The organism is Clostridium lacusfryxellense, assembly GCF_018861735.1.
GTDB classification, from domain to species: Bacteria; Bacillota; Clostridia; order Clostridiales; family Clostridiaceae; genus Clostridium_AD; species Clostridium_AD lacusfryxellense.
This window is the reverse complement of sequence record NZ_JAHLEB010000008.1, coordinates 16,728-35,479: the sequence shown is the minus strand read 5'-3', so window position 1 is coordinate 35,479 and position 18,752 is coordinate 16,728. Positions and strand designations below refer to the sequence as shown.

At 32.4% G+C, this 18,752-nt stretch carries 15 protein-coding genes and 1 other annotated feature; of the genes, 13 read left to right on the top strand and 2 right to left on the bottom strand.

What is annotated here, in order from left to right; translation table 11 throughout:
* Positions 1-110 precede the first annotated feature (110 nt).
* From KPL55_RS26325 to KPL55_RS06720, 7 genes are all read left to right on the top strand, one after another.
* Positions 111-2,480: a rhamnogalacturonan lyase gene (locus KPL55_RS26325; RefSeq protein WP_281418818.1), complete on the top strand. Its 2,370-nt coding sequence runs from the start codon at positions 111-113 to the stop codon at positions 2,478-2,480.
* Positions 2,481-2,746: 266 nt separating this feature from the next.
* Entirely contained in the window at positions 2,747-4,123 is a 1,377-nt protein-coding gene (locus tag KPL55_RS06745) for an L-cystine transporter (protein ID WP_216305943.1), read from the top strand.
* Positions 4,124-4,437: 314 nt separating this feature from the next.
* Positions 4,438-5,556 carry an aminopeptidase gene (locus KPL55_RS06740; protein ID WP_216305942.1) on the top strand — a complete coding sequence of 373 codons (1,119 nt, stop codon included), beginning with the start codon at positions 4,438-4,440 and terminating at the stop codon, positions 5,554-5,556.
* A 34-nt stretch (positions 5,557-5,590) separates the two neighbouring features.
* Complete coding sequence (locus KPL55_RS06735; protein WP_216305941.1) at positions 5,591-6,697, top strand: lactonase family protein; 1,107 nt, start codon at positions 5,591-5,593, stop codon at positions 6,695-6,697.
* Positions 6,690-7,868, top strand: coding sequence for an MFS transporter (locus KPL55_RS06730; protein ID WP_216305940.1), 1,179 nt, complete (start codon positions 6,690-6,692; stop codon positions 7,866-7,868). The genes KPL55_RS06735 and KPL55_RS06730 overlap by 8 nt, the downstream gene beginning before the upstream one ends.
* A 291-nt stretch (positions 7,869-8,159) precedes the next feature.
* Positions 8,160-10,745 carry a RyR domain-containing protein gene (locus tag KPL55_RS06725; RefSeq protein ID WP_216305939.1) on the top strand — a complete coding sequence of 862 codons (2,586 nt, stop codon included), beginning with the start codon at positions 8,160-8,162 and terminating at the stop codon, positions 10,743-10,745.
* 274 nt (positions 10,746-11,019) lie between these two features.
* Positions 11,020-12,222, top strand: a complete 1,203-nt coding sequence (locus KPL55_RS06720; protein ID WP_216305938.1) for a cation:proton antiporter — start codon at positions 11,020-11,022, stop codon at positions 12,220-12,222.
* Between the two features lie 79 nt (positions 12,223-12,301).
* Here KPL55_RS06720 and ilvA read toward each other — a convergent pair whose 3' ends face one another.
* Positions 12,302-13,546 (bottom strand): threonine ammonia-lyase, encoded by a 1,245-nt coding sequence (gene ilvA, locus KPL55_RS06715; protein ID WP_216305937.1) that lies wholly within the window; start codon positions 13,544-13,546, stop codon positions 12,302-12,304.
* A gap of 66 nt (positions 13,547-13,612) precedes the next feature.
* Positions 13,613-13,844: a binding site (T-box leader), on the bottom strand.
* Between the two features lie 226 nt (positions 13,845-14,070).
* Here ilvA and KPL55_RS25915 point away from each other — a divergent pair.
* The 3 genes from KPL55_RS25915 to KPL55_RS06705 are packed head-to-tail and all read left to right on the top strand — an operon-like array spanning position 14,071 to position 16,271.
* Positions 14,071-14,856 carry a transporter substrate-binding domain-containing protein gene (locus KPL55_RS25915; RefSeq protein WP_246599332.1) on the top strand — a complete coding sequence of 262 codons (786 nt, stop codon included), beginning with the start codon at positions 14,071-14,073 and terminating at the stop codon, positions 14,854-14,856.
* 33 nt (positions 14,857-14,889) lie between these two features.
* Complete coding sequence (locus KPL55_RS25910; RefSeq protein ID WP_246599331.1) at positions 14,890-15,540, top strand: amino acid ABC transporter permease; 651 nt, start codon at positions 14,890-14,892, stop codon at positions 15,538-15,540.
* 8 nt (positions 15,541-15,548) lie between these two features.
* Positions 15,549-16,271, top strand: a complete 723-nt coding sequence (locus tag KPL55_RS06705; RefSeq protein ID WP_216306023.1) for an amino acid ABC transporter ATP-binding protein — start codon at positions 15,549-15,551, stop codon at positions 16,269-16,271.
* A gap of 48 nt (positions 16,272-16,319) precedes the next feature.
* On the opposite strand, the gene KPL55_RS06700 is transcribed toward KPL55_RS06705, so the two are convergent.
* Positions 16,320-16,523, bottom strand: a complete 204-nt coding sequence (locus KPL55_RS06700; protein ID WP_216305936.1) for a DUF6440 family protein — start codon at positions 16,521-16,523, stop codon at positions 16,320-16,322.
* Positions 16,524-16,806: 283 nt separating this feature from the next.
* Here KPL55_RS06700 and KPL55_RS06695 point away from each other — a divergent pair, with 283 nt between their 5' ends.
* The 3 genes from KPL55_RS06695 (at position 16,807) to KPL55_RS06685 (ending at position 18,607) form a co-directional block, all read left to right on the top strand.
* On the top strand, positions 16,807-17,055 hold the full coding sequence (locus KPL55_RS06695; RefSeq protein WP_216305935.1) for a CPF_0552 family protein: 249 nt from the start codon (positions 16,807-16,809) through the stop codon (positions 17,053-17,055).
* Positions 17,056-17,199: 144 nt separating this feature from the next.
* The gene (locus KPL55_RS06690; protein WP_216305934.1) at positions 17,200-17,751 is read left to right on the top strand and encodes an N-acyl amino acid synthase FeeM domain-containing protein; all 552 of its coding nucleotides are present in this window, start codon (positions 17,200-17,202) and stop codon (positions 17,749-17,751) included.
* A gap of 43 nt (positions 17,752-17,794) precedes the next feature.
* Positions 17,795-18,607, top strand: coding sequence for a HesA/MoeB/ThiF family protein (locus KPL55_RS06685; protein WP_216305933.1), 813 nt, complete (start codon positions 17,795-17,797; stop codon positions 18,605-18,607).
* The last annotated feature ends 145 nt before the right edge of the window (positions 18,608-18,752 follow it).

Below are 18,752 nucleotides of genomic sequence, written 5' to 3'. Positions count from 1 at the left end.
ATATATAGCAAGTATATGTATTCATTTAATTATACTATGATTGTATAATTAAGTTATATAAATTGCAAATTATACTAAAGTTAATCAAAAAAATTAAGGGGGAAACTAAAATGTTTTTAATGAAATATTCACTTGCTAAAAAAATATTACCGCTAGTTTTAGCGACTACTGTGCTTTATTCAAGCATAATAAGTGTATCAGCAACGCAAGTAAAAAAAGAAAATCCATTAAGTAAGCCCGTGAATTGCGTGAAAACCTCAAAACAATTAGAGTATCTTGACAGAGGAATTGTGGCAACGGCTACATCAGAAGGAATATTTCTTAGTTGGAGACTTTTAGGGAATGAGGTTTCCGGTTTTTCTAAAACTGGTTTAACCGGTGCAAATTTTAATGTTTATCGCAATGGAGTAAAAATTACTACAGTAGAGGATAGCACAAACTTTTTGGACAAGGATGGAAAAGCTACATCTAAGTATTATGTGTCTGCAGTAGTTAATAAAAAAGAGGTAGACCAAAGTTCAACTATAACTCCTTGGACTAATCAATATTATGATTTGAAATTAAAGAAACCAGCTGATGGGGTAACTCCTCCAGGAAAAATATGGCCGAACGGAGAACCCTATACATATTCTGCAAATGATATGAGTGTTGGAGATGTTGATGGAGATGGACAATATGAATACTTTGTTAAATGGGATCCATCAAATTCAAAAGATGTGTCACAAGTCGGCTATACTGGAAACGTTTATATAGATTGTTATAAATTCGATGGTACATTACTTTATAGACTTGACCTTGGTAAAAATATAAGAGCAGGCGCTCACTATACTCAATTCTTAGTTTATGATTTTGATGGAGACGGGAAGTCTGAAACAATGCTTAAAACGGCTCCTGGTACAAAAATTATAAGGTATGATAGAGCAGGAAAAGTTACATCTGAAAAGTATATAACAATGCCTAAAGATGATATTGCTGCAGGTTACACAAATAAAGATGATTATCGCACAAGTGGTGCTAGTTATGTGGAATATCTTGTGAAAATGTTTATGAATTGGGATAAACATGAAGAGGTACTAAACGGCAATTGGCCAAAGACTATTGAAGAATGTTTTGGATTGCCAGCAAAATATAGTTACCCGCTGTCGCGCGCAGATGCAAAGGAACTAGTAGATTATTATGTTGATGTATTTGCACATAAGGCACCTAAAGATACAAGTGCAACAAGAAATCTACTTAGACAATTCGAAGGTTTTATTATAGAAGGACCAGAATATTTAACTGTATTTAATGGTCAAACAGGCAAAGAAATGGAAACTATTGACTATAAACCAGGTAGAACTGATGATGGTCTTATGTGGGGCGATCATGCAATGGGAAGAATAGAGCCTGCAAATCGTGTTGACCGTATGCTTGCGGGAGTTTCATATTTGGATGGTAAAAACCCCTATGCAGTATTTGCCAGGGGATATTACACAAGAGCAACTTTAATATCATATAAATGGGATGGTAAACATCTTAAGGAAAACTGGTTTGTTGATAGTGGTTTTCCTGTAATGAGTAACCCTTTTAATGATGGTCCTCATGGAATGCCAGGGAGAAATCCAGAATATGCATCGATTACAACTCAAGGCGCTCACACTATGACCACCGCGGATGTTGATGGTGACGGATGTGATGAAATAATTTACGGATCAGCAACAATAGACAATGATGGTAAATTGTTATACGTATCTTCAGGTCTAATGCCACAGGGGAGTGCAGCACCAGGTACAATAGCAAGCCTTGGTCATGGTGATTCAATACATGTTGCGGATATTGATCCCGGTAGACCAGGACTTGAAATATATATGTGCCATGAAGGTGGGCCATACGCTCCATATGGATATGCACTACGTGACGCTGCAACAGGTAAAGTGATTTATGGTGCATATACAGGCAAAGACACAGGGCGATGTATGATAGGTGATGTTGATCCAACAAAGCCAGGACTAGAAACTTGGGCTGTAGGATTATGGACAGCTGATGGTACTAAAATAAGTGATAATACCCCAGGAACAAATGCAAATATAAAATGGGCTGCAGATATGACAACACAAATAGTAAGTGGTGATAGGGAAACAACACCTACTATTCAGAAATGGGACTATATTACAAATAAAAACATCACGGTTCTTACAGCTGATGGTACAAGAACTAACAATTATACAAAGGGTAACCCTAGCTTAGTAGCTGATATAATGGGTGATTGGAGAGAAGAACTACTTGTGAGGACAACAGATAGCTCGGCTATTCGTATATTCATGAGTACAGAGGTTACAAATCATAAATTATACACACTAATGCATGATACTCAATATAGAACTGATGTATCTAGGCAAAACGATGGTTATAATCAACCTGCATATACAAGTTTTTATCTAGCTTCTGATACTGATTGGTCAAAGGTTTCAATTCCCAAGTTTACGGCTCCAAATAAGTAATTATTAATAAGATTTGCAGAAAGAGTGATATTATATTTATCACTCTTTCTGCTTTTTAATTTTGTTGATCCTCTAAATTATATATATGGGAATATCAAGGTTAACACACACAAATTGATTGACAAGATATATATCAGGTGATATTATTGACACGGCGCTTATAAGATGGTATTATGAAGTTAATACATATAGGAATGGTATGTATTGCGATTTGATAAAAATATAAGTTCTAAAATAAAATAAATAATCTTAAAGGAGCAAAAAAAATGAACACTATTATACACGTAATTTTAAATATTATTATAATGCTTGCTTTGGTATATGGAATAGTATGGATGCAGAAAAAACATCTCTCATTTACTAAGAGAGTTTTAACAGCTCTAGTTGTAGGTATTTTATACGGAGCGGTGCTCCAGATAGCTTATGGAGTTACAAGTCCTGTAGTTATTGAGGCTAACAATTGGTTTAGTGTCATTGGAACTGGTTATGTGAGAATTCTAAAAATGATAGTTATACCACTAATATTTGTATCAATTTCAACAGCGATTATTAATCAAAACTCTAAAAACTTAGGAAAGAAAGCAGGAACTATAATAGCTGTTCTTGTTATAACGGCAGCAATGTCAGCAGCTATAGGAGCTTTTACTGCAGGGGCATTTGGACTTAATGCTAATGGAATACAAGCTGGAGAAGCTCAGGTTAAACAAGGGAAAGAACTTGATGCATCACTAACAGAATTTAAAGCAACTACTGTGCAAGATCAGATAGTTGAAATTATACCAACCAATCCTTTCTTTTCATTAACAGGACAAGGAAGCTCTGCAACTTTATCAGTAGTTTTCTTTGCAGGATTTCTTGGAATAGCAACTGTTGCAATTAAAAAGAAGAAGCCGGAATCGGCAGAAACCTTTATTAAATTCTTAAATGCTCTTCATGATGTGGTTATGAAAATGGTAACGGTAATACTCGAATTAACTCCATATGGAGTATTAGCTCTTATGACTAAGATGGTTTCTACAAGTAATTTTGCAGAAATAGCAAAACTGATGCAATTCGTTTTAGCTTCATATGTAGCAATATTAATTATGTTTGTAGTACATTTCATTATACTTGCAGTTAGTGGGTTAAACCCATTAACGTATTTAAAGAAGTCGGCAGCAGTATTAATCTTTGCTTTTACTTCAAGAACAAGTGCAGGTACAATTCCTATAAATGTTGAGACACAAACAGATAAATTAGGTGTTTCAAGAGGAATAGCAAATCTTTCAGCTTCATTAGGTACAAGTATTGGACAAAATGGTTGTGCAGGAATATATCCAGCGATGCTTGCTGTTATGATAGCACCAACTGTTGGAATAGATCCAATGGCACCAGCATTTTTAGTTAAACTTATAATAGTTACTGCAATAAGCTCATTTGGTATAGCTGGAGTAGGCGGTGGTGCAACATTTGCAGCCCTTACTGTATTATCAGCTATGGGTCTTCCAGTAGGACTTGCAGGTCTTTTAATAGCTATAGAACCACTAATTGACATGGCTAGAACAGCACTTAATGTTAGTGATTCTATGGTAGCAGGATTAGTTTCAAGTAAAAAAATGAATGAATTAGATATAAATGTGTATAACAGTAAGGAAATTGCTTAAAAAAGTGGATAACTTTTAAAAAATGAATATTAGGGACACCATCAAATGATTACAAAATCATTTGATGGTGTCTTTTTTTTATAGGAAACGGTATGTGGAAAATAGTAGATACATATTAGTTTAAATATAATATTAGTATGGATTTCTGCGGGAGTGGCACCAAATAAGAAGAGTAGAAACATTGAAATTTAATTAGTATTATCAGTTAAGATTTGGTAAAATAAATATATAATATAAATTATTTTAGTGGAGAACTAAAAAGGCAACAAACACCTTTAGTTATCCTGATATTAATGAGAAAGGGGAAATTATAAATGGCTGATCAAAGACTTAATAAACTTGCAAAGTTACTTGTTAATTATTCTACCAAGGTTAAACCGGGCGATTTTGTATTTGTATCTTGTGATGAGGTTGCAAGACCTTGGATGGTAGAGGTAGTTAAAGAAGCTGTTAAGGCAGGTGCTCATGTTGAAACTTTATTAACTTCACAAGATGTTTTGGAAATGATACTTAAATATAGTAGTGAGAAGCAACTTCTTAGTGAAAATATTCTTTTTAAAACTATGCTTGAAAAGGCAGATGTTTGGATATCTGCCTGGGGAGGCAGAAACACAAAAACTAATTCAAGAATAGATGCCGAAAAATTTAAAATGTCTTCTCAAGGGGCAGCAAGTTGGAGGAAAATATATTCAGAGAAAATGGGTAATGGCTCCTTAAGATGGTGTGGTACACAATTTCCTACATATGCAGATGCTCAGGAAGCTTCAATGAGTTTAAGTGATTACGAGGACTTTGTTTACGGTGCTGGGCAACTTAATTCTGAGGATCCAGTAGCGCAGTGGAAAAGAATAAGTGCCGAGCAAGAAAAAGGGGTTAAATACCTAGATACTAAAAAAGAATTACGATTTATTTCTGAGGGAACGGATATTAAAGTAAATATATCAGGAAGGAAATGGATTAATTGCGATGGACAAGTAAATTTCCCAGATGGAGAGATATTTACATCACCTGTAGAAGATGGTATAGATGGAGTAATTACCTTTAGTTTTCCAGGAATATATATGGGAAAAGAAATTCAGGGAATAGTTTTGGAGGTTGAAAAAGGGAAGGTAGTTAAAGCAACTGCGCAGAAGGGTGAAGACCTACTTAAAGCGCTTATTGAAACTGATGAAGGAGCATGCAGATTTGGTGAGGTGGCTATAGGTACTAATTATGGAATTAAGGATTTTACAAGAAATATGTTATTTGATGAGAAGATTGGTGGCACTGTGCATATGGCAATTGGAGATTCAATGCCTGAGGCAGGGGGGCTAAACAGATCTACTATTCATTGGGATATGCTTTGCGATATGAGAAATGGCGGAAAGATTTATGCAGACGGTGAATTATTCTATGAGAATGGAAGATTTATTCAATCTGTAATAGAAAAATAATCTATAAAATAATAAGCTAAGGAGGAATTGTTTAATGGGTATTTTGACAAGGAAATATATAGCTTATGTTGGAACATATACAAATGAAAATGACAGTGATGGCATATACACATATAATCTTGATATGAAAACAGGAAACCTGGAGCATATCTATGTAACTTCAAAAGTTGATAATCCAAGCTATTTGCATATAAGTTCTGATAATAAATTTCTATACGCGGCCTTAGAAAATGAAGTTTATAATGGTCAGGTTGGCGGAGCTGTTGCAGCTTATATTATAAATCAAGGTACAGGCAAAATAGATTTAATGAATGTTGAGATAACAAAAGGAAAGTCACCTTGTAATGTATGCACAACAAGCGATAACAATTATGTTTTTGTAGCTAATTATGAGGGTGGCAGCGTATCGGTATTTCCGGTAAATGATGATGGAAGTCTAAAAGAATTATCAATAGTGTTAAAACATGAAGGGGTAGGACCAAATAAAATAAGGCAGTCGAAACCTCACGTGCATTATGTTACATTAACCCCAGATGGGAAATATCTATGTGTGGTAGATTTAGGAATAGATAGTGTGAAATTTTATGATCACGACCGTAAATTGGGCAGTTTTACACTTAATGAGAAATTATCATTAAAAATGAAATCCGGTTGTGGGCCAAGACATATGGAGTTTAATTCAAATGGACAAAATGCATATATCGTTACCGAACTTAGCTCTGAGATTGCTGTAGCATTATATTCAAAAGAGAATCAAACTTTTGAAGTAGTTCAGTATATTTCGACATTGCCTAAGGATTATGAAGGAGAAAATACCTGTGGGGCTATTCATATTTCACTAAATGGCAATTTTCTTTATGCATCTAATCGAGGGCATGATAGCTTAGCTATATTTAAAATAGATAGGGTTTCAGGTAAGCTAGAATTATTAGGTCATTCATCTAGCTATGGAGAATATCCACGGGATTTTGTAATTGAACCTACAGGTAATTTCCTTTTCGCTTGTAATCAGAATTCTAACTCTATCGTAACTTTTAAAATAGATTTGAATTCAGGGAAACTAGAAGCACTAAAAAAGAGTGTTAAAGTTCCTAGCCCTGTTTGTATAAAATTTATAAGCCTAGAAAGCAATTATGAATAATAACATATTATCTTTAAAATTAAAAATACTTTATATTGTTGAGTTTGGAGCTATTGCATGTTTTTCTCCATTCTTAACATATTATTTTCAACTTAGGGGGTTAAGCTATACGCAAATAGGCATTGCATATGCGGTATCTTCTATAACTGGAGTAATAACTCAACCAATATGGGGTGTAATAACTGACAAATATTTAAACAAAAGAACGACAATGATAATTACAATGGTATTAAGTTCAGTTTCAATTTATAATTTTGTTTTTGCTAAAAACTTTTATTATATTTTATTTAGTATAGCTTTACTTTTAAGTTTTCAGAGTTCACTTATATCTGTGTCAGATGCTTATACTTATGAAATTATGGACCATCATAGAGAGATACAATATGGAAGAATAAGACTAATGGGTTCACTTGGTTTTGCAATTATAGCCTTATTTTTGGGGATATTAATAAAATACTTTGGTATAAATAGCGCTTTCTTTTTATATTCTATAATTATGTTTACGGGAGCTATGATTGTATGCAGTATAGATTACAAAGATAAAACTACTCCTCAAAAAATTGATTTAGCTGATATCACAAGTTTAATAAAGGATAGAAAATTCTTTGTTTTTATAGTTGCTATTGTATTCGCAAATATTGCTAATGGAAGCAACGGTAGCTATATTTCTTTGCTTATACAAGAGACTGGGGGAGACGTTTCGCAGCTTGGATTATTATGGTTTATTCTTGCCATAAGCGAATTACCTATATTTTTCTTTGGAAAAAACCTTTTAAAAAAGCATGGTGAGCTTAATGTATTTATTGTTGGAATGTTACTTTTTACTTTGCGATATTTTTTAGACTCAATATGTACATCTTATGTTTATGTAATAATGATTCAAGTAATGCAAGGTATCACTTTTCCACTATTTTTTATGGCAGCACTGGAATATTTGAATATTATTACTCCAAGAAAAATGAAAACGTCTTCCATGACTTTTTTTGGAGCGGCATGTGGACTTGGAGCATTTATAGGGAATATAGGCTGCGGATTATTGTTAGAGCATATAAGTATATTTGCTATATACAGGATTATTTCGCTTATGTGTTTAATATGTATAGGATTTGTGGTAGTGCTTAAGAAGGTAAATGCAGACCATTTAATTAAGAATGCTGAAAATTGGAATTAATATAATATGGTATAAAAGATGATATTAAACAGGAGTAAAGACAGAAGTACATGCATAATCTAAATTATGCATGTACTTCTGTTTTCAATTTTGGAGACTAAAAAATTTAAGTAATATAACATTATTACCTTAAAGAGTTGATAAAGGAAAGTAAGCATGATAGAATAAAAAACAAATATTCTGAAATTTAGATTATAATTGGATTAATATATAGATAGAGTGCTTAAATATTAATAATAAATAAGATAAGGATATTGTTAATCTATCCTCATCCATAATAGGAGATTAAATATGAAAAATAAAGATATGAAAATTGTTGTATCAGGAGACATATGTGTAAATTTCGTTCAAAGAATAACGTATCCTCAGAGTGATAAAGGTCTTAATTGGAAAACTCAGTTAAACATGTTTACTAATTCAAAACCAGGCGGAGCATTACTTCTAGCAAAACTTGTATCACTAGCAACAGAATCATCAGTTATTTCACCACAGATGAAAGATATAGAATCAATTAGGCAAGGAGATTTCCTAAGCTCCACTGCAGAAGTCGAACTTTTTCCTTTATTTGATGGTAAAAATAACAACGGGAAAGTATATAGGATAAGCCGTCTTATGGGATTTACAGGACCCCAGTCTGGGGAGTCTAGGTTACTTCCTATTATAAATGATGATGAAAAGGCTGATATTATTATATTGGATGATGAAAATAATGGGTTTAATTCTAACGAAGAGTTTTGGCCTAAAGCATTAAAGACTGAGGGAACATCACCAATAATCTTGTATAAAATGAATAATCCTATTGATACTAGTGCTCTATGGAAACATCTTCAAAAATTTCACAATGAAAAGACAATAGTGATTATAAATGTTGATGATTTACGATCTAAGGGAGTTAATATTAGTAAGAGTCTATCTTGGGAGAGGACAGCACAAGATTTTGTTTGGCAAATAAATAATAATCCGAGTCTTAATTTTCTTTCAAATTGTCATCACCTTATAGTTCCTATTGGGCTTGAAGGAGCTATCTATTATAAGACTGAAGGTAAACCTGAAACTAGATTGTATTTCCTTCCATATGAATTCGAAGGAGGTTTTATTAAAGACACTCAAGGTAAAATGTATGGCCTTACGTCTGCATTTGTTGCAGGCCTTGCAAGCTTTATTGTAACAGGCAGGCAAGAAAATGAAGAGTTATCAGAATCAATAAGCACAGGGATACGTCAAGGCACTATTTCGGCTCAAAAATATTTTATACAGGCATTTGGTATAAATGTCGAAGATTGTCCATTTCCAAGCCCTTCTATATTTGTTGAAAAGGAAGATGATTTTATCCTTAGGGAGAATGTCCAGGATGTGCTAGTGCCATCATCTCCTAACCTGAATTGCCGTGCTTGTTGGTACATTTTAAAGGATAAAAGTTCTACTAATTTAGAAGAGATAGCTTATAATATTGTTAAAAATGGAGTAGACAGTGCGCTCAAATTTATACCAATAGCACAGTTTGGAAAGCTGACAACAGTAGATAAGGCGGAAATAGAAAGTTATAGGAGTATTAAAAATCTTATGCTCGAGTATATATCAACTAAAAATACAGTTAGACCTCTTTGCATTGCAGTATTTGGAACTCCTGGATCTGGAAAATCTTTTGGTATCCTTGAAGTAGCTAATAGTATTGCATCAAATGTAATTGAAAAAATAGATTTTAATTTATCTCAGTTCCGTACTCCGCTAGATTTAGTAAATGCTTTTCATAAGGTACGAGATATCGCACTTGGAGATAAAATTCCACTAGTATTTTTCGATGAATTTGATTCTGCTCTAGAAGGTAAACTAGGCTGGTTAAAGTATTTCTTAGCACCGATGCAAGATGGCTTATTTAGGGAAGGTGATTCGATTCATCCTATTGGAAAAGCTATTTTTGCATTTGCTGGAGGAACAAGCAGTACTTTTAAAGGATTTTGTGGAGAAGATATTGAGGGAGAAAAAGAACAAAAACAGTTTTCACTAGAATTTAAGGGTGCAAAAGGTCCTGACTTTATAAGTCGTTTAAGAGGTTATGTAAATATTCTTGGACCAAATCAAACCGATGATAAAAGAGATCAGCTATTTATAATTCGAAGATCAATGTTGCTACGTTCGTTACTTGAACGTAAAGTACCACATCTTATAAATGATAGTGGTGAGACTCAGATTGATAATGGTGTATTAAGAGCGCTTCTTAAAATCCCAAGATATAAACATGAATCAAGGTCTATGGAAGCTATACTTGAGATGAGTATGTTAAATAATGCCAGGAAATGGGAGCAATCGCATTTGCCTTCCAAAGAACAGCTGAAACTGCATGTAGATGAAGATCAGTTTTTACGCCATTTAATGCATGATGCATTTTATAGTGAAAAAATTGAAAGCCTTGCTATAGCAATTTATGAAAAGTGTGGACTAATTAATGAAGAAGAAGGCGGTATGATAGGGAACAGTATAGTGCCATGGCAAGATCTGAGCGAAGAGTCTAAAAACTCTAATCGAAATGGAGCTAGAAGTATTCCTAACTCCTTACTGGAAATTAATTATGATGTTGTCTCCGTTAAGGATAAACCAGAATATAATGAATTTACAATTAAAGAATTAGATATTTTAGCCGAAAAGGAACATATGAGGTTATACCGCCTTAGAAAAAAGAGTGGTTGGAAGTATGGTGAAACTAAAGACGCGGCTAAAAAAACTGATCCAGCACTTGTACCTTGGTGCAAATTGCTCGAGGAGAAGAAAACAAAGGTATATCAGATGGTTAAAATTTGGCCAGAAATACTCTCGAAGTCAAACTTTAAGATAGAGAGACTGAATTATTTGTGCCAATGTGAGATGAAGTTAAATTAGGTTTTTATAAAGAATATTATATATAACTATATAAATAGTTATAAAAAAACACTTTGAGAAATTATATTTTCTCAAAGTGTTTTTTTTACTTTAAAGTTGCTTGTAAATATTATCTATAATTGACAAAACAGGACAAGAAGACTAGTATAGTATTAAACGTATACACCGCAAAATCAGTTAATTTTGATATTAGCGAAGCCTATAAAGTTAATGCAATATCTTGATAACAATAATAATAGAACAATCTTAAATTTGTTGAAAGAAGGTAATTTATTTGTTAGATATTAATTTTTTATTAGATTTGGCTATTATTTTAATTAGCACAAAAGTATTAGGTCTTTTAACTAAAAAAATTCAGATGCCACAGGTTGTGGGTGCTTTAATTGCAGGATTAATACTTGGACCAACAATTTTGAATGTAGTTCATGAAACAGCGTTTATTGATAAAATGGCTGAACTTGGTGTTATAGGGTTGATGTTTATTGCAGGATTAGAAACAGATGTTAAAGAAATGAAAAAGTGCGGCAAATCATCCTTTGTTATTGCACTTTTGGGAGTTCTAATACCTTTAGGTGGTGGTTTTCTTGTTGCTATTGCTTTTTCAGACACACCATTAAGTGCAATGTCTCAAATTGAATTATTGAAGAATATTTTCATCGGTGTCATTCTTACAGCAACTTCAGTAAGTATTACAGTTGAGACTTTAAGGGAAATGGGGAAACTAAAAACGCCAACAGGTACAGCTATTTTGGGTGCTGCAGTTATTGATGATATTATCGGAATAATTCTATTTACAATTATTTTAGGTTTTGCAGATCCATCTATTGGTGTAATGAGTATCCTAATTAGAATTCTCTTGTTTTTTGTATTTGCAATCATTATAGCAATTGTGTTTAATTATGTATTCAAGCACCTCAGTGATAAATATGTGCAAAAGAGAAGAGTGCCGATATATGGAATGGTTTTTTGCTTGATGTTATCCTATGTATCAGAAAAATTCTTTGGCATAACAGATATAACAGGTGCTTATTTGGCTGGTATTATTATCTCAAATGTCAATCAATCCGATTATATATTAGGTAAGTTTGAAGTGTTATCTTATATGCTTCTATCACCTATATTTTTTGCAAGCATAGGGATAAAGACACATATTACTGGTATTTCAAGTAATCTTTTAATATTCACAACACTTTTACTATTGGTAGCAATTTTATCAAAGATTATTGGGTGCGGATTAGGAGCCAAACTAACTGGTTTTACCAATGAAAATTCTTTGAAAATTGGTATTGGAATGATTTCTAGAGGCGAAGTTGCTCTTATAGTAGCAGGAAAAGGTGCTGTAGCGGGGCTTATGAGTAAAGTATTTTTTGTTCCGGTGGTTATTGTAGTCATAGTAACTACACTTTTAACACCTATGCTATTAAAACTTGTTTATAAAAGGGATACCATCAGTAATATAGAAAAATACTCTTCATAAATTGTGCCAATAAAAAAAACACTTTGAGAAATTATGGTATTTTCTCAAAGTGTTTTGACTTGGTTATTTAATCATTATATTAGTATATTTTATTGACTTTATATCCCTCATTATTTAATGCTGTTATGATTCCGTTAACATGATCATGGCCATTTGTTTCTACGGTAATTTCAAGTTGTACTTGCATAAAGCGATCACTAGTTTTGAATTGATTATGATCGAGCTTTATTACATTGGCATTTGCATTTGATAGAATTGTTGATACCTTAACTAGTTCTCCGGGTTTATCTGAGAGTTCTATGCTAAAGCAGAATAGTCTACCTCTAGATACCAAACCTCTATTTATCATGGAGGATATTGTAACAACGTCAATATTTCCGCCACTTAATATACATGCTACTTTTTTACCTTTTTCTTTTATTTTCTTAAGTCCTGCAAATGATAATGCCCCAGAAGCTTCTGCGATAAGCTTATGTTTTTCAAGTAGTAGTAGAAAAGATTCCATTATATCAAAATCTGAAACTGTTACTATCTCATCCACATAATTTCTGATAATCTCAAAGGTGAGATCTCCAGGTTTTTTTACAGCCACACCATCAGCTATAGTACGAACCGTTTTAAGGTTTACAATCCCATTATTGTCTAGAGATTCTTTCATTGCTTTTGCACCCTCGGGCTCAACACCTATTATTTTAATGTTATGATTCAAGGCTTTTGCTGCAAGAGCAATTCCTGCAATTAAGCCACCACCACCAACAGGAACAAGTATACAATCTATATCATCGATTTCTTCTAAAATTTCTGAGGCGATGGTACCTTGACCATACATTACATCTAAATCATCGAAAGGATGTACAAAAACATAATTATGTTCTTTTTCCAGTTTTTTTGCTTCTGCATAAGCTTCATCATAACAGTCTCCGATTAAAATTACAGTTGCACCATAGCTTTTTGTTGCCTCAACCTTAATAAGCGGTGTTGTTTTAGGCATTACAATTGTGGCTGCAATACCAAGTTTCTGCGCTGAATATGCAACTCCTTGTGCATGGTTTCCTGCTGAAGATGCAATTACACCTCGATCTCTCTCAGAAGGTGTTAAGGTGCAAAGCTTGTTATATGCTCCACGGATTTTAAAGGCCCCAGTAATCTGCAAATTTTCAGGTTTAATATAAACTTCATTCCCACATTCGCTTGAGAAAACATCACTGTATATAAGGGCTGTTTTTTTAGAAATACCTTTTAAATTTAATTGTGCCTTCTGAATTTCGCGAAGGTGAATTTTTAATTCTCGATTTGATGATAAATTTGTATATACCTTTTCCATATTTAAAGCCTCCAATTTAATAATAAAGTTCTTTTTATACAAAAAAAACTCGTCATTGAAAATAAATTCAAGGACGAGTGTAAGTCGCGGTACCACCTTAATTGTATCTTAATAAAAAGATACCTCTCTTTCGGTTCATAAAACCTAAGCTTTTTATCGGGGCTCTCCGGCTTATCCTACTTTATTCGGAAAAGCAGCTCAGGAGTGATTTGAATTTTACACTTAGTATCGACTCTCAGCAATATCGATTCTCTGTAACTTAAGCTTATAAAATAACAATCTCCATCTTCGCAATAATAATATAGTTAATTTAAGGAGAATCTTAACATTAAAAAATATTAATGTCAATGGAAAGGCTAGTAAAGTCGATATAATTTGAAATATGATAACGGTAACTTGCATAATACATCTTTGAATAATCAAAAAGATAGATAAAGTGAATAAATTAGTATTGCATCCTGCATTGATTTTTAGTATTATGATTCTTATACAAGATTTGTGTAGACAAGACAAGGGGGAAAATAATGAAAAAAACAATATTAAAAGTATTAATAGTAGCAATGGTTACAATTGGATTAGTTGGGTGTGGAAATACGAGTAAAAATACAAGTGATAATACAGATAAAAAATTCAGCAAAAAATATGTTATTTCAACAGATGCAACATATGCTCCTTTTGAGTATGAAAAAGATGGTAAATATATTGGTATTGACATTGATTTATTAGCTGCTATAGCAAAATCAGAAGGATTTGAATATGAATTAAAGCCAATGGATTTCAAAGGAATAATTCCAGCACTTCAAGCAAATCAAATTGATGGTGCTATTGCAGGTATGGGAATTACAGATGATCGTAAAAAGGTTTTAGATATGTCAGAGGGTTACTTTGAATCTGGACTTTCAGCAGTTGCTAAAGAGGGTAACGATAAAATAAAATCAATAGAAGATTTTAAGGGTAAGATTTTTGCTGTTAAAAAAGGAACACTTGGAGCTTCGTATGCTGAAGAAAATAAAGCTAAATTAGGAATAACAGTTAAGTATTTTAATAACACAGCTTCTATGATGCAAGAAGTTAAGAATGGTAATGCGGATATTACTTTTGAGGATTACCCTGTAATTGCATACATGATTTCAGTAGATCCAAAATCTAATTTAAAAATTGTTGGTGAGAAAATAACAAAACAAAATTACGGTTTTGCAGTTAAAAAAGGAAGCAATACAGAACTATTAACTGCTTTCAATGATGGTCTAAAAAAATTAAAAGCAAATGGTGAGTATGACAAAATAATAGCAAAATATATTAAAAAATAAAATTATAATATAGATTGAAAGGGGGTAAGACCTTTGGAAATATTAACACTACTAAAACAAAGCCTTCCTTCTCTTTTATCCGGGGCATATGTAACATTACAAATAACTGCAATATCATTAGTAATCGCTACTATAATTGGTTTATCTTTTGGGATGATGTCAATAAGCAAGAATAAAATTTTGAAAATTGTGGCTACTATCTATGTTGATATATTAAGAGGAACACCTCTTATAGTGCAAGCAATATTTATTTATTTCGCAATTCCAGCTGCCTTTGATTTAAAGATACCGGTATTTGTAGCAGGTGTACTTTGTATTAGTTTAAATGCGGGTGCATATATGGTAGAAATTTTTAGAGCAGGTATTATGGCTGTGGATAAGGGACAAATGGAAGCAGCTAGAAGTTTAGGATTGCCTTATGGTAAAACTATGAAACTAGTTATATTGCCACAGGCGATAAGGAATATGATTCCGGCGATTATTAATCAATTCATTATTTCATTAAAAGATACTTCACTTTTATCTGTAATTGGAATTAGAGAGCTCACGCAGAGTGGTGAAATAATTATTGCAACAAATTATCGCGTATTTGAAACTTGGAGTTTCATTGCAATCTTTTACTTTATTATGATTATGACACTAACTTACGCAGCTAGGTACGTGGAAAGGAGATTGCAAAGATGAGTGCAGAGATGATAGAAGTTAAAGGATTAAGAAAGGTGTTTAATGATTTAGAGGTTTTAAAAGGTATAGACTTTACTATAAGTAAAGGAGAAGTTGTTTGCTTAATAGGACCTTCGGGATCAGGAAAAAGTACGGTGCTTAGATGCCTTAATAGGCTTGAAGAGATTGATGGAGGCGCGGTTTTTGTTGATGGAGAAGATATTTCTCACAGTAAATTAGATGTAAATAAGCTTAGAGAAAAATTGGGCATGGTATTTCAATCATTTAATTTGTTTCCACATCTTACTGTAACTGAGAATATTACTTTATCACCATTACAAATAAAGAAATTAACTAAAGCAGAAGCACAAAAACAAGCTTATAGTCTTTTAGATAAAGTAGGATTGAGAGAAAAAGCTGATGTTTACCCAGATAAATTGTCTGGTGGACAAAAACAAAGAGTGGCTATAGCTAGAGCACTAGCTATGGGACCAGAAATAATGTTATTTGATGAACCTACTTCCGCACTTGATCCTGAAATGGTTGGAGAAGTTCTTCAGGTTATGAAGGACCTAGCAAGAGAAGGCATGACTATGATTGTAGTAACTCATGAAATGGGATTTGCAAGAGAAGTAGCAAATAGAGTATTATTCATGTCAGATGGATACCTCGTTGAAGAAGGAAAACCAGAAGAAATTTTTAGCAATCCTAAAAATGTAAGAACTAAAGAATTTTTAAGTAAGGTACTATAATAAAAAGTAGGTCATCTGATTAATTAGATGACCTACTTTTTTAACTTATTATAAACTTAATTGAGAGAGCATAGAATCTCCATTCTTATCAAGTAATACAGTGATAGAGCCAGCATAGTCTTCTATATTAATTAAATAGTTTGTTATTATTCCTTTATTTAAAATAGTTTTGCAACCTACTGTTAATAAATAAGATTGATCGTCTATAGTTATAAATCGTTTATTTCCGTCCATGTTGTTCATTTCTAACATTTTACCCTCCTAATTATACTGTACAATTTTTTAAATTTATAAATTAGCTCTTATACTTATAAATATTGCCCAAAATTATAGTTATATACCAAATAAAATATATTATGTACAAAGTATAGTTTTTTTTAATACCTGCCTTTATATTTGTTGGTATAGGTTAGATTATATTGTCGAATGCTATGATACATTTTATTTGTTTTATATGATATAATTTGTATAAAATAATGCTATTATCAATAAAAAAGATTAACAACAAAATAATTAGGAAGGAAGAGGTTTTAATATGAAAACTACAATCATGGCTATTGCTTTAGAAGGAAGAAATAGGTTTGCTCCAAATTTACAAGAAATTCTAACAAAACACGGTTGCATAATTAGCATGAGATTAGGTCTACATGAAGCATCAAAAGATTTGTGTGCAGATAGAGGGCTCATAATATTGCAACTAAGTGGGGAAGAAAAAGAGATATCAAATTTAAAGGAAGACTTAAGTAAAATTGAAGATATCAAAATAAACACAATGTGTATATAGACACCTAAACTTAAATCAACATTATCCTTCGATACCAGAGGCACTCGGCAACGGGTGCTGTTTTTGAATAGAAATTCAGAAGCATTGTAAATTCTTAGTTAATATGCTAAAATATTAATGTTTAATGAATGGAGTTGTAAAAAAATGTATACGTATAGAATAGTCGAAGACGCTGAAGAAAAAGAACTTATATACAAGTTAAGATATGATATTTATTGTGAGGAGAAAAGATGGTTAGACTCATCTGAATATTCAAAATGTTTAGAAAAAGATAAGTATGATGAAACTTCCCTTCACTTTGGTGCTTTTGATATTAATAATATATTGGTAGGAAGCGTTAGACTTATTTTCCCGGAGAGTAATATGAAGATTCCAATAGAAGAAAGTTTTCAAATTGCCTCAGACTTTAATCAAAAGAGGTTGGAAGTTTCTAGATTAGTTATTCCGAAAGATAAAAGAGGTTATAATATTTCGATGGGATTAATTCGAACAATTTTTGAATGGGCAATTAAAAATGGAATGACACACGCTTATTCAATAATTGAAAATGATTTTATGGTTTATATAAATAGAAAGGGTTACCCTTTTAAACCTATAAAAGAGGGCAAGGATTATTTCGGAGGGTATACAATTCCAACTTGTTTAATATTAAATGATGTGGAAGATTATTTTGTAAAAAATAAAGTAATAAAGTAATAATTATGATAAAGTATGAGCAAGACTAAAAGGGGGAATAAACATGTTGTATGAACAATTCACGTTAAGAAACATAGACTATATACCAAACGAATTACAAAATAAAATACGTAATACAACTATTTTAATAGCAGGTTGTGGAATCGGAAGTTCATTTGCGGAAGTAGCGGTTAGATTAGGATTTGAAAATATAATTTTAGCAGATGGGGATATAGTTAATGATCATAATTTAAATCGTCAATGTTTCACTGCAGATGATATTGGAAAGCTTAAAGTAAAAGCATTAGCAGAAAGGCTTAAAGCAATTAATCCATCAGTTAAAGTTAAACAGTTTGATAAATTTATATCTGAAAAAAATGTAACTGAAATTGTTAATGAAGCAGATATAGTCTTTGACACAATTGATTTTTTGGATTTGACGGGAATTGTAGCGTTGCATGATGAGTGTAAAAAACAAAGAAAGCATATAATTTCAGCTTTGGCTATTGGATGGGGTGCAGGATGTATTTACTTTGATCCAGATTCAATCTGTACATTCAGACAAATATTTTCATTACCTGCTGAAGGTCCAGTTGATAATTACCAATACGCCGAAACTTTTTCAAAAGTTATCGATAGGCTTCAGGACCAGTTGGATCCAAGTGTATTAAATGCAGTAGGTAAAGCCCTAGTATTAATGGATGATGGCAAGCCGTGTCCAGCTTCACAGGTTTCCCCTGGAGCGTATGCGGTCGGTTCTTTTGCTGGTGCACTTGTTGTACGTATTCTTTCAGGGTTACCGGTATTACATGCACCTGATTTAATGATGGTTGATATGCAAAAATCTTTAACAAGTAATGGAATAAATTTGCTTTAATAAGTAAGAGAATATAAGTACTTGAGGTAAAAGGGCCAAATATATATTTATATAATAAATTAGTTTCTTGTCAGTTACATATAATTAATCTAAAAATAACGTGAAGACAATTTTCAATAATTATCTTTACGTTTTTTTGAATTCA

Excerpts from the sequence above, each read along its gene's own strand:
- ilvA (WP_216305937.1), bottom strand. The coding sequence starts at position 13,546 with ATGGAAAAGGTATATACAAATTTATCATCAAATCGAGAATTAAAAATT.
- KPL55_RS06730 (WP_216305940.1), top strand. The coding sequence starts at position 6,690 with ATGAATAATAACATATTATCTTTAAAATTAAAAATACTTTATATTGTT.
- KPL55_RS06685 (WP_216305933.1), top strand. The coding sequence starts at position 17,795 with ATGTTGTATGAACAATTCACGTTAAGAAACATAGACTATATACCAAAC.
- KPL55_RS06700 (WP_216305936.1), bottom strand. The coding sequence starts at position 16,523 with ATGTTAGAAATGAACAACATGGACGGAAATAAACGATTTATAACTATA.
- KPL55_RS06735 (WP_216305941.1), top strand. The coding sequence starts at position 5,591 with ATGGGTATTTTGACAAGGAAATATATAGCTTATGTTGGAACATATACA.
- KPL55_RS06690 (WP_216305934.1), top strand. The coding sequence starts at position 17,200 with ATGTATACGTATAGAATAGTCGAAGACGCTGAAGAAAAAGAACTTATA.
- KPL55_RS25915 (WP_246599332.1), top strand. The coding sequence starts at position 14,071 with ATGAAAAAAACAATATTAAAAGTATTAATAGTAGCAATGGTTACAATT.
- KPL55_RS26325 (WP_281418818.1), top strand. The coding sequence starts at position 111 with ATGTTTTTAATGAAATATTCACTTGCTAAAAAAATATTACCGCTAGTT.
- KPL55_RS06695 (WP_216305935.1), top strand. The coding sequence starts at position 16,807 with ATGAAAACTACAATCATGGCTATTGCTTTAGAAGGAAGAAATAGGTTT.
- KPL55_RS06725 (WP_216305939.1), top strand. The coding sequence starts at position 8,160 with ATGAAAAATAAAGATATGAAAATTGTTGTATCAGGAGACATATGTGTA.
- KPL55_RS06740 (WP_216305942.1), top strand. The coding sequence starts at position 4,438 with ATGGCTGATCAAAGACTTAATAAACTTGCAAAGTTACTTGTTAATTAT.
- KPL55_RS06705 (WP_216306023.1), top strand. The coding sequence starts at position 15,549 with ATGATAGAAGTTAAAGGATTAAGAAAGGTGTTTAATGATTTAGAGGTT.
- KPL55_RS06745 (WP_216305943.1), top strand. The coding sequence starts at position 2,747 with ATGAACACTATTATACACGTAATTTTAAATATTATTATAATGCTTGCT.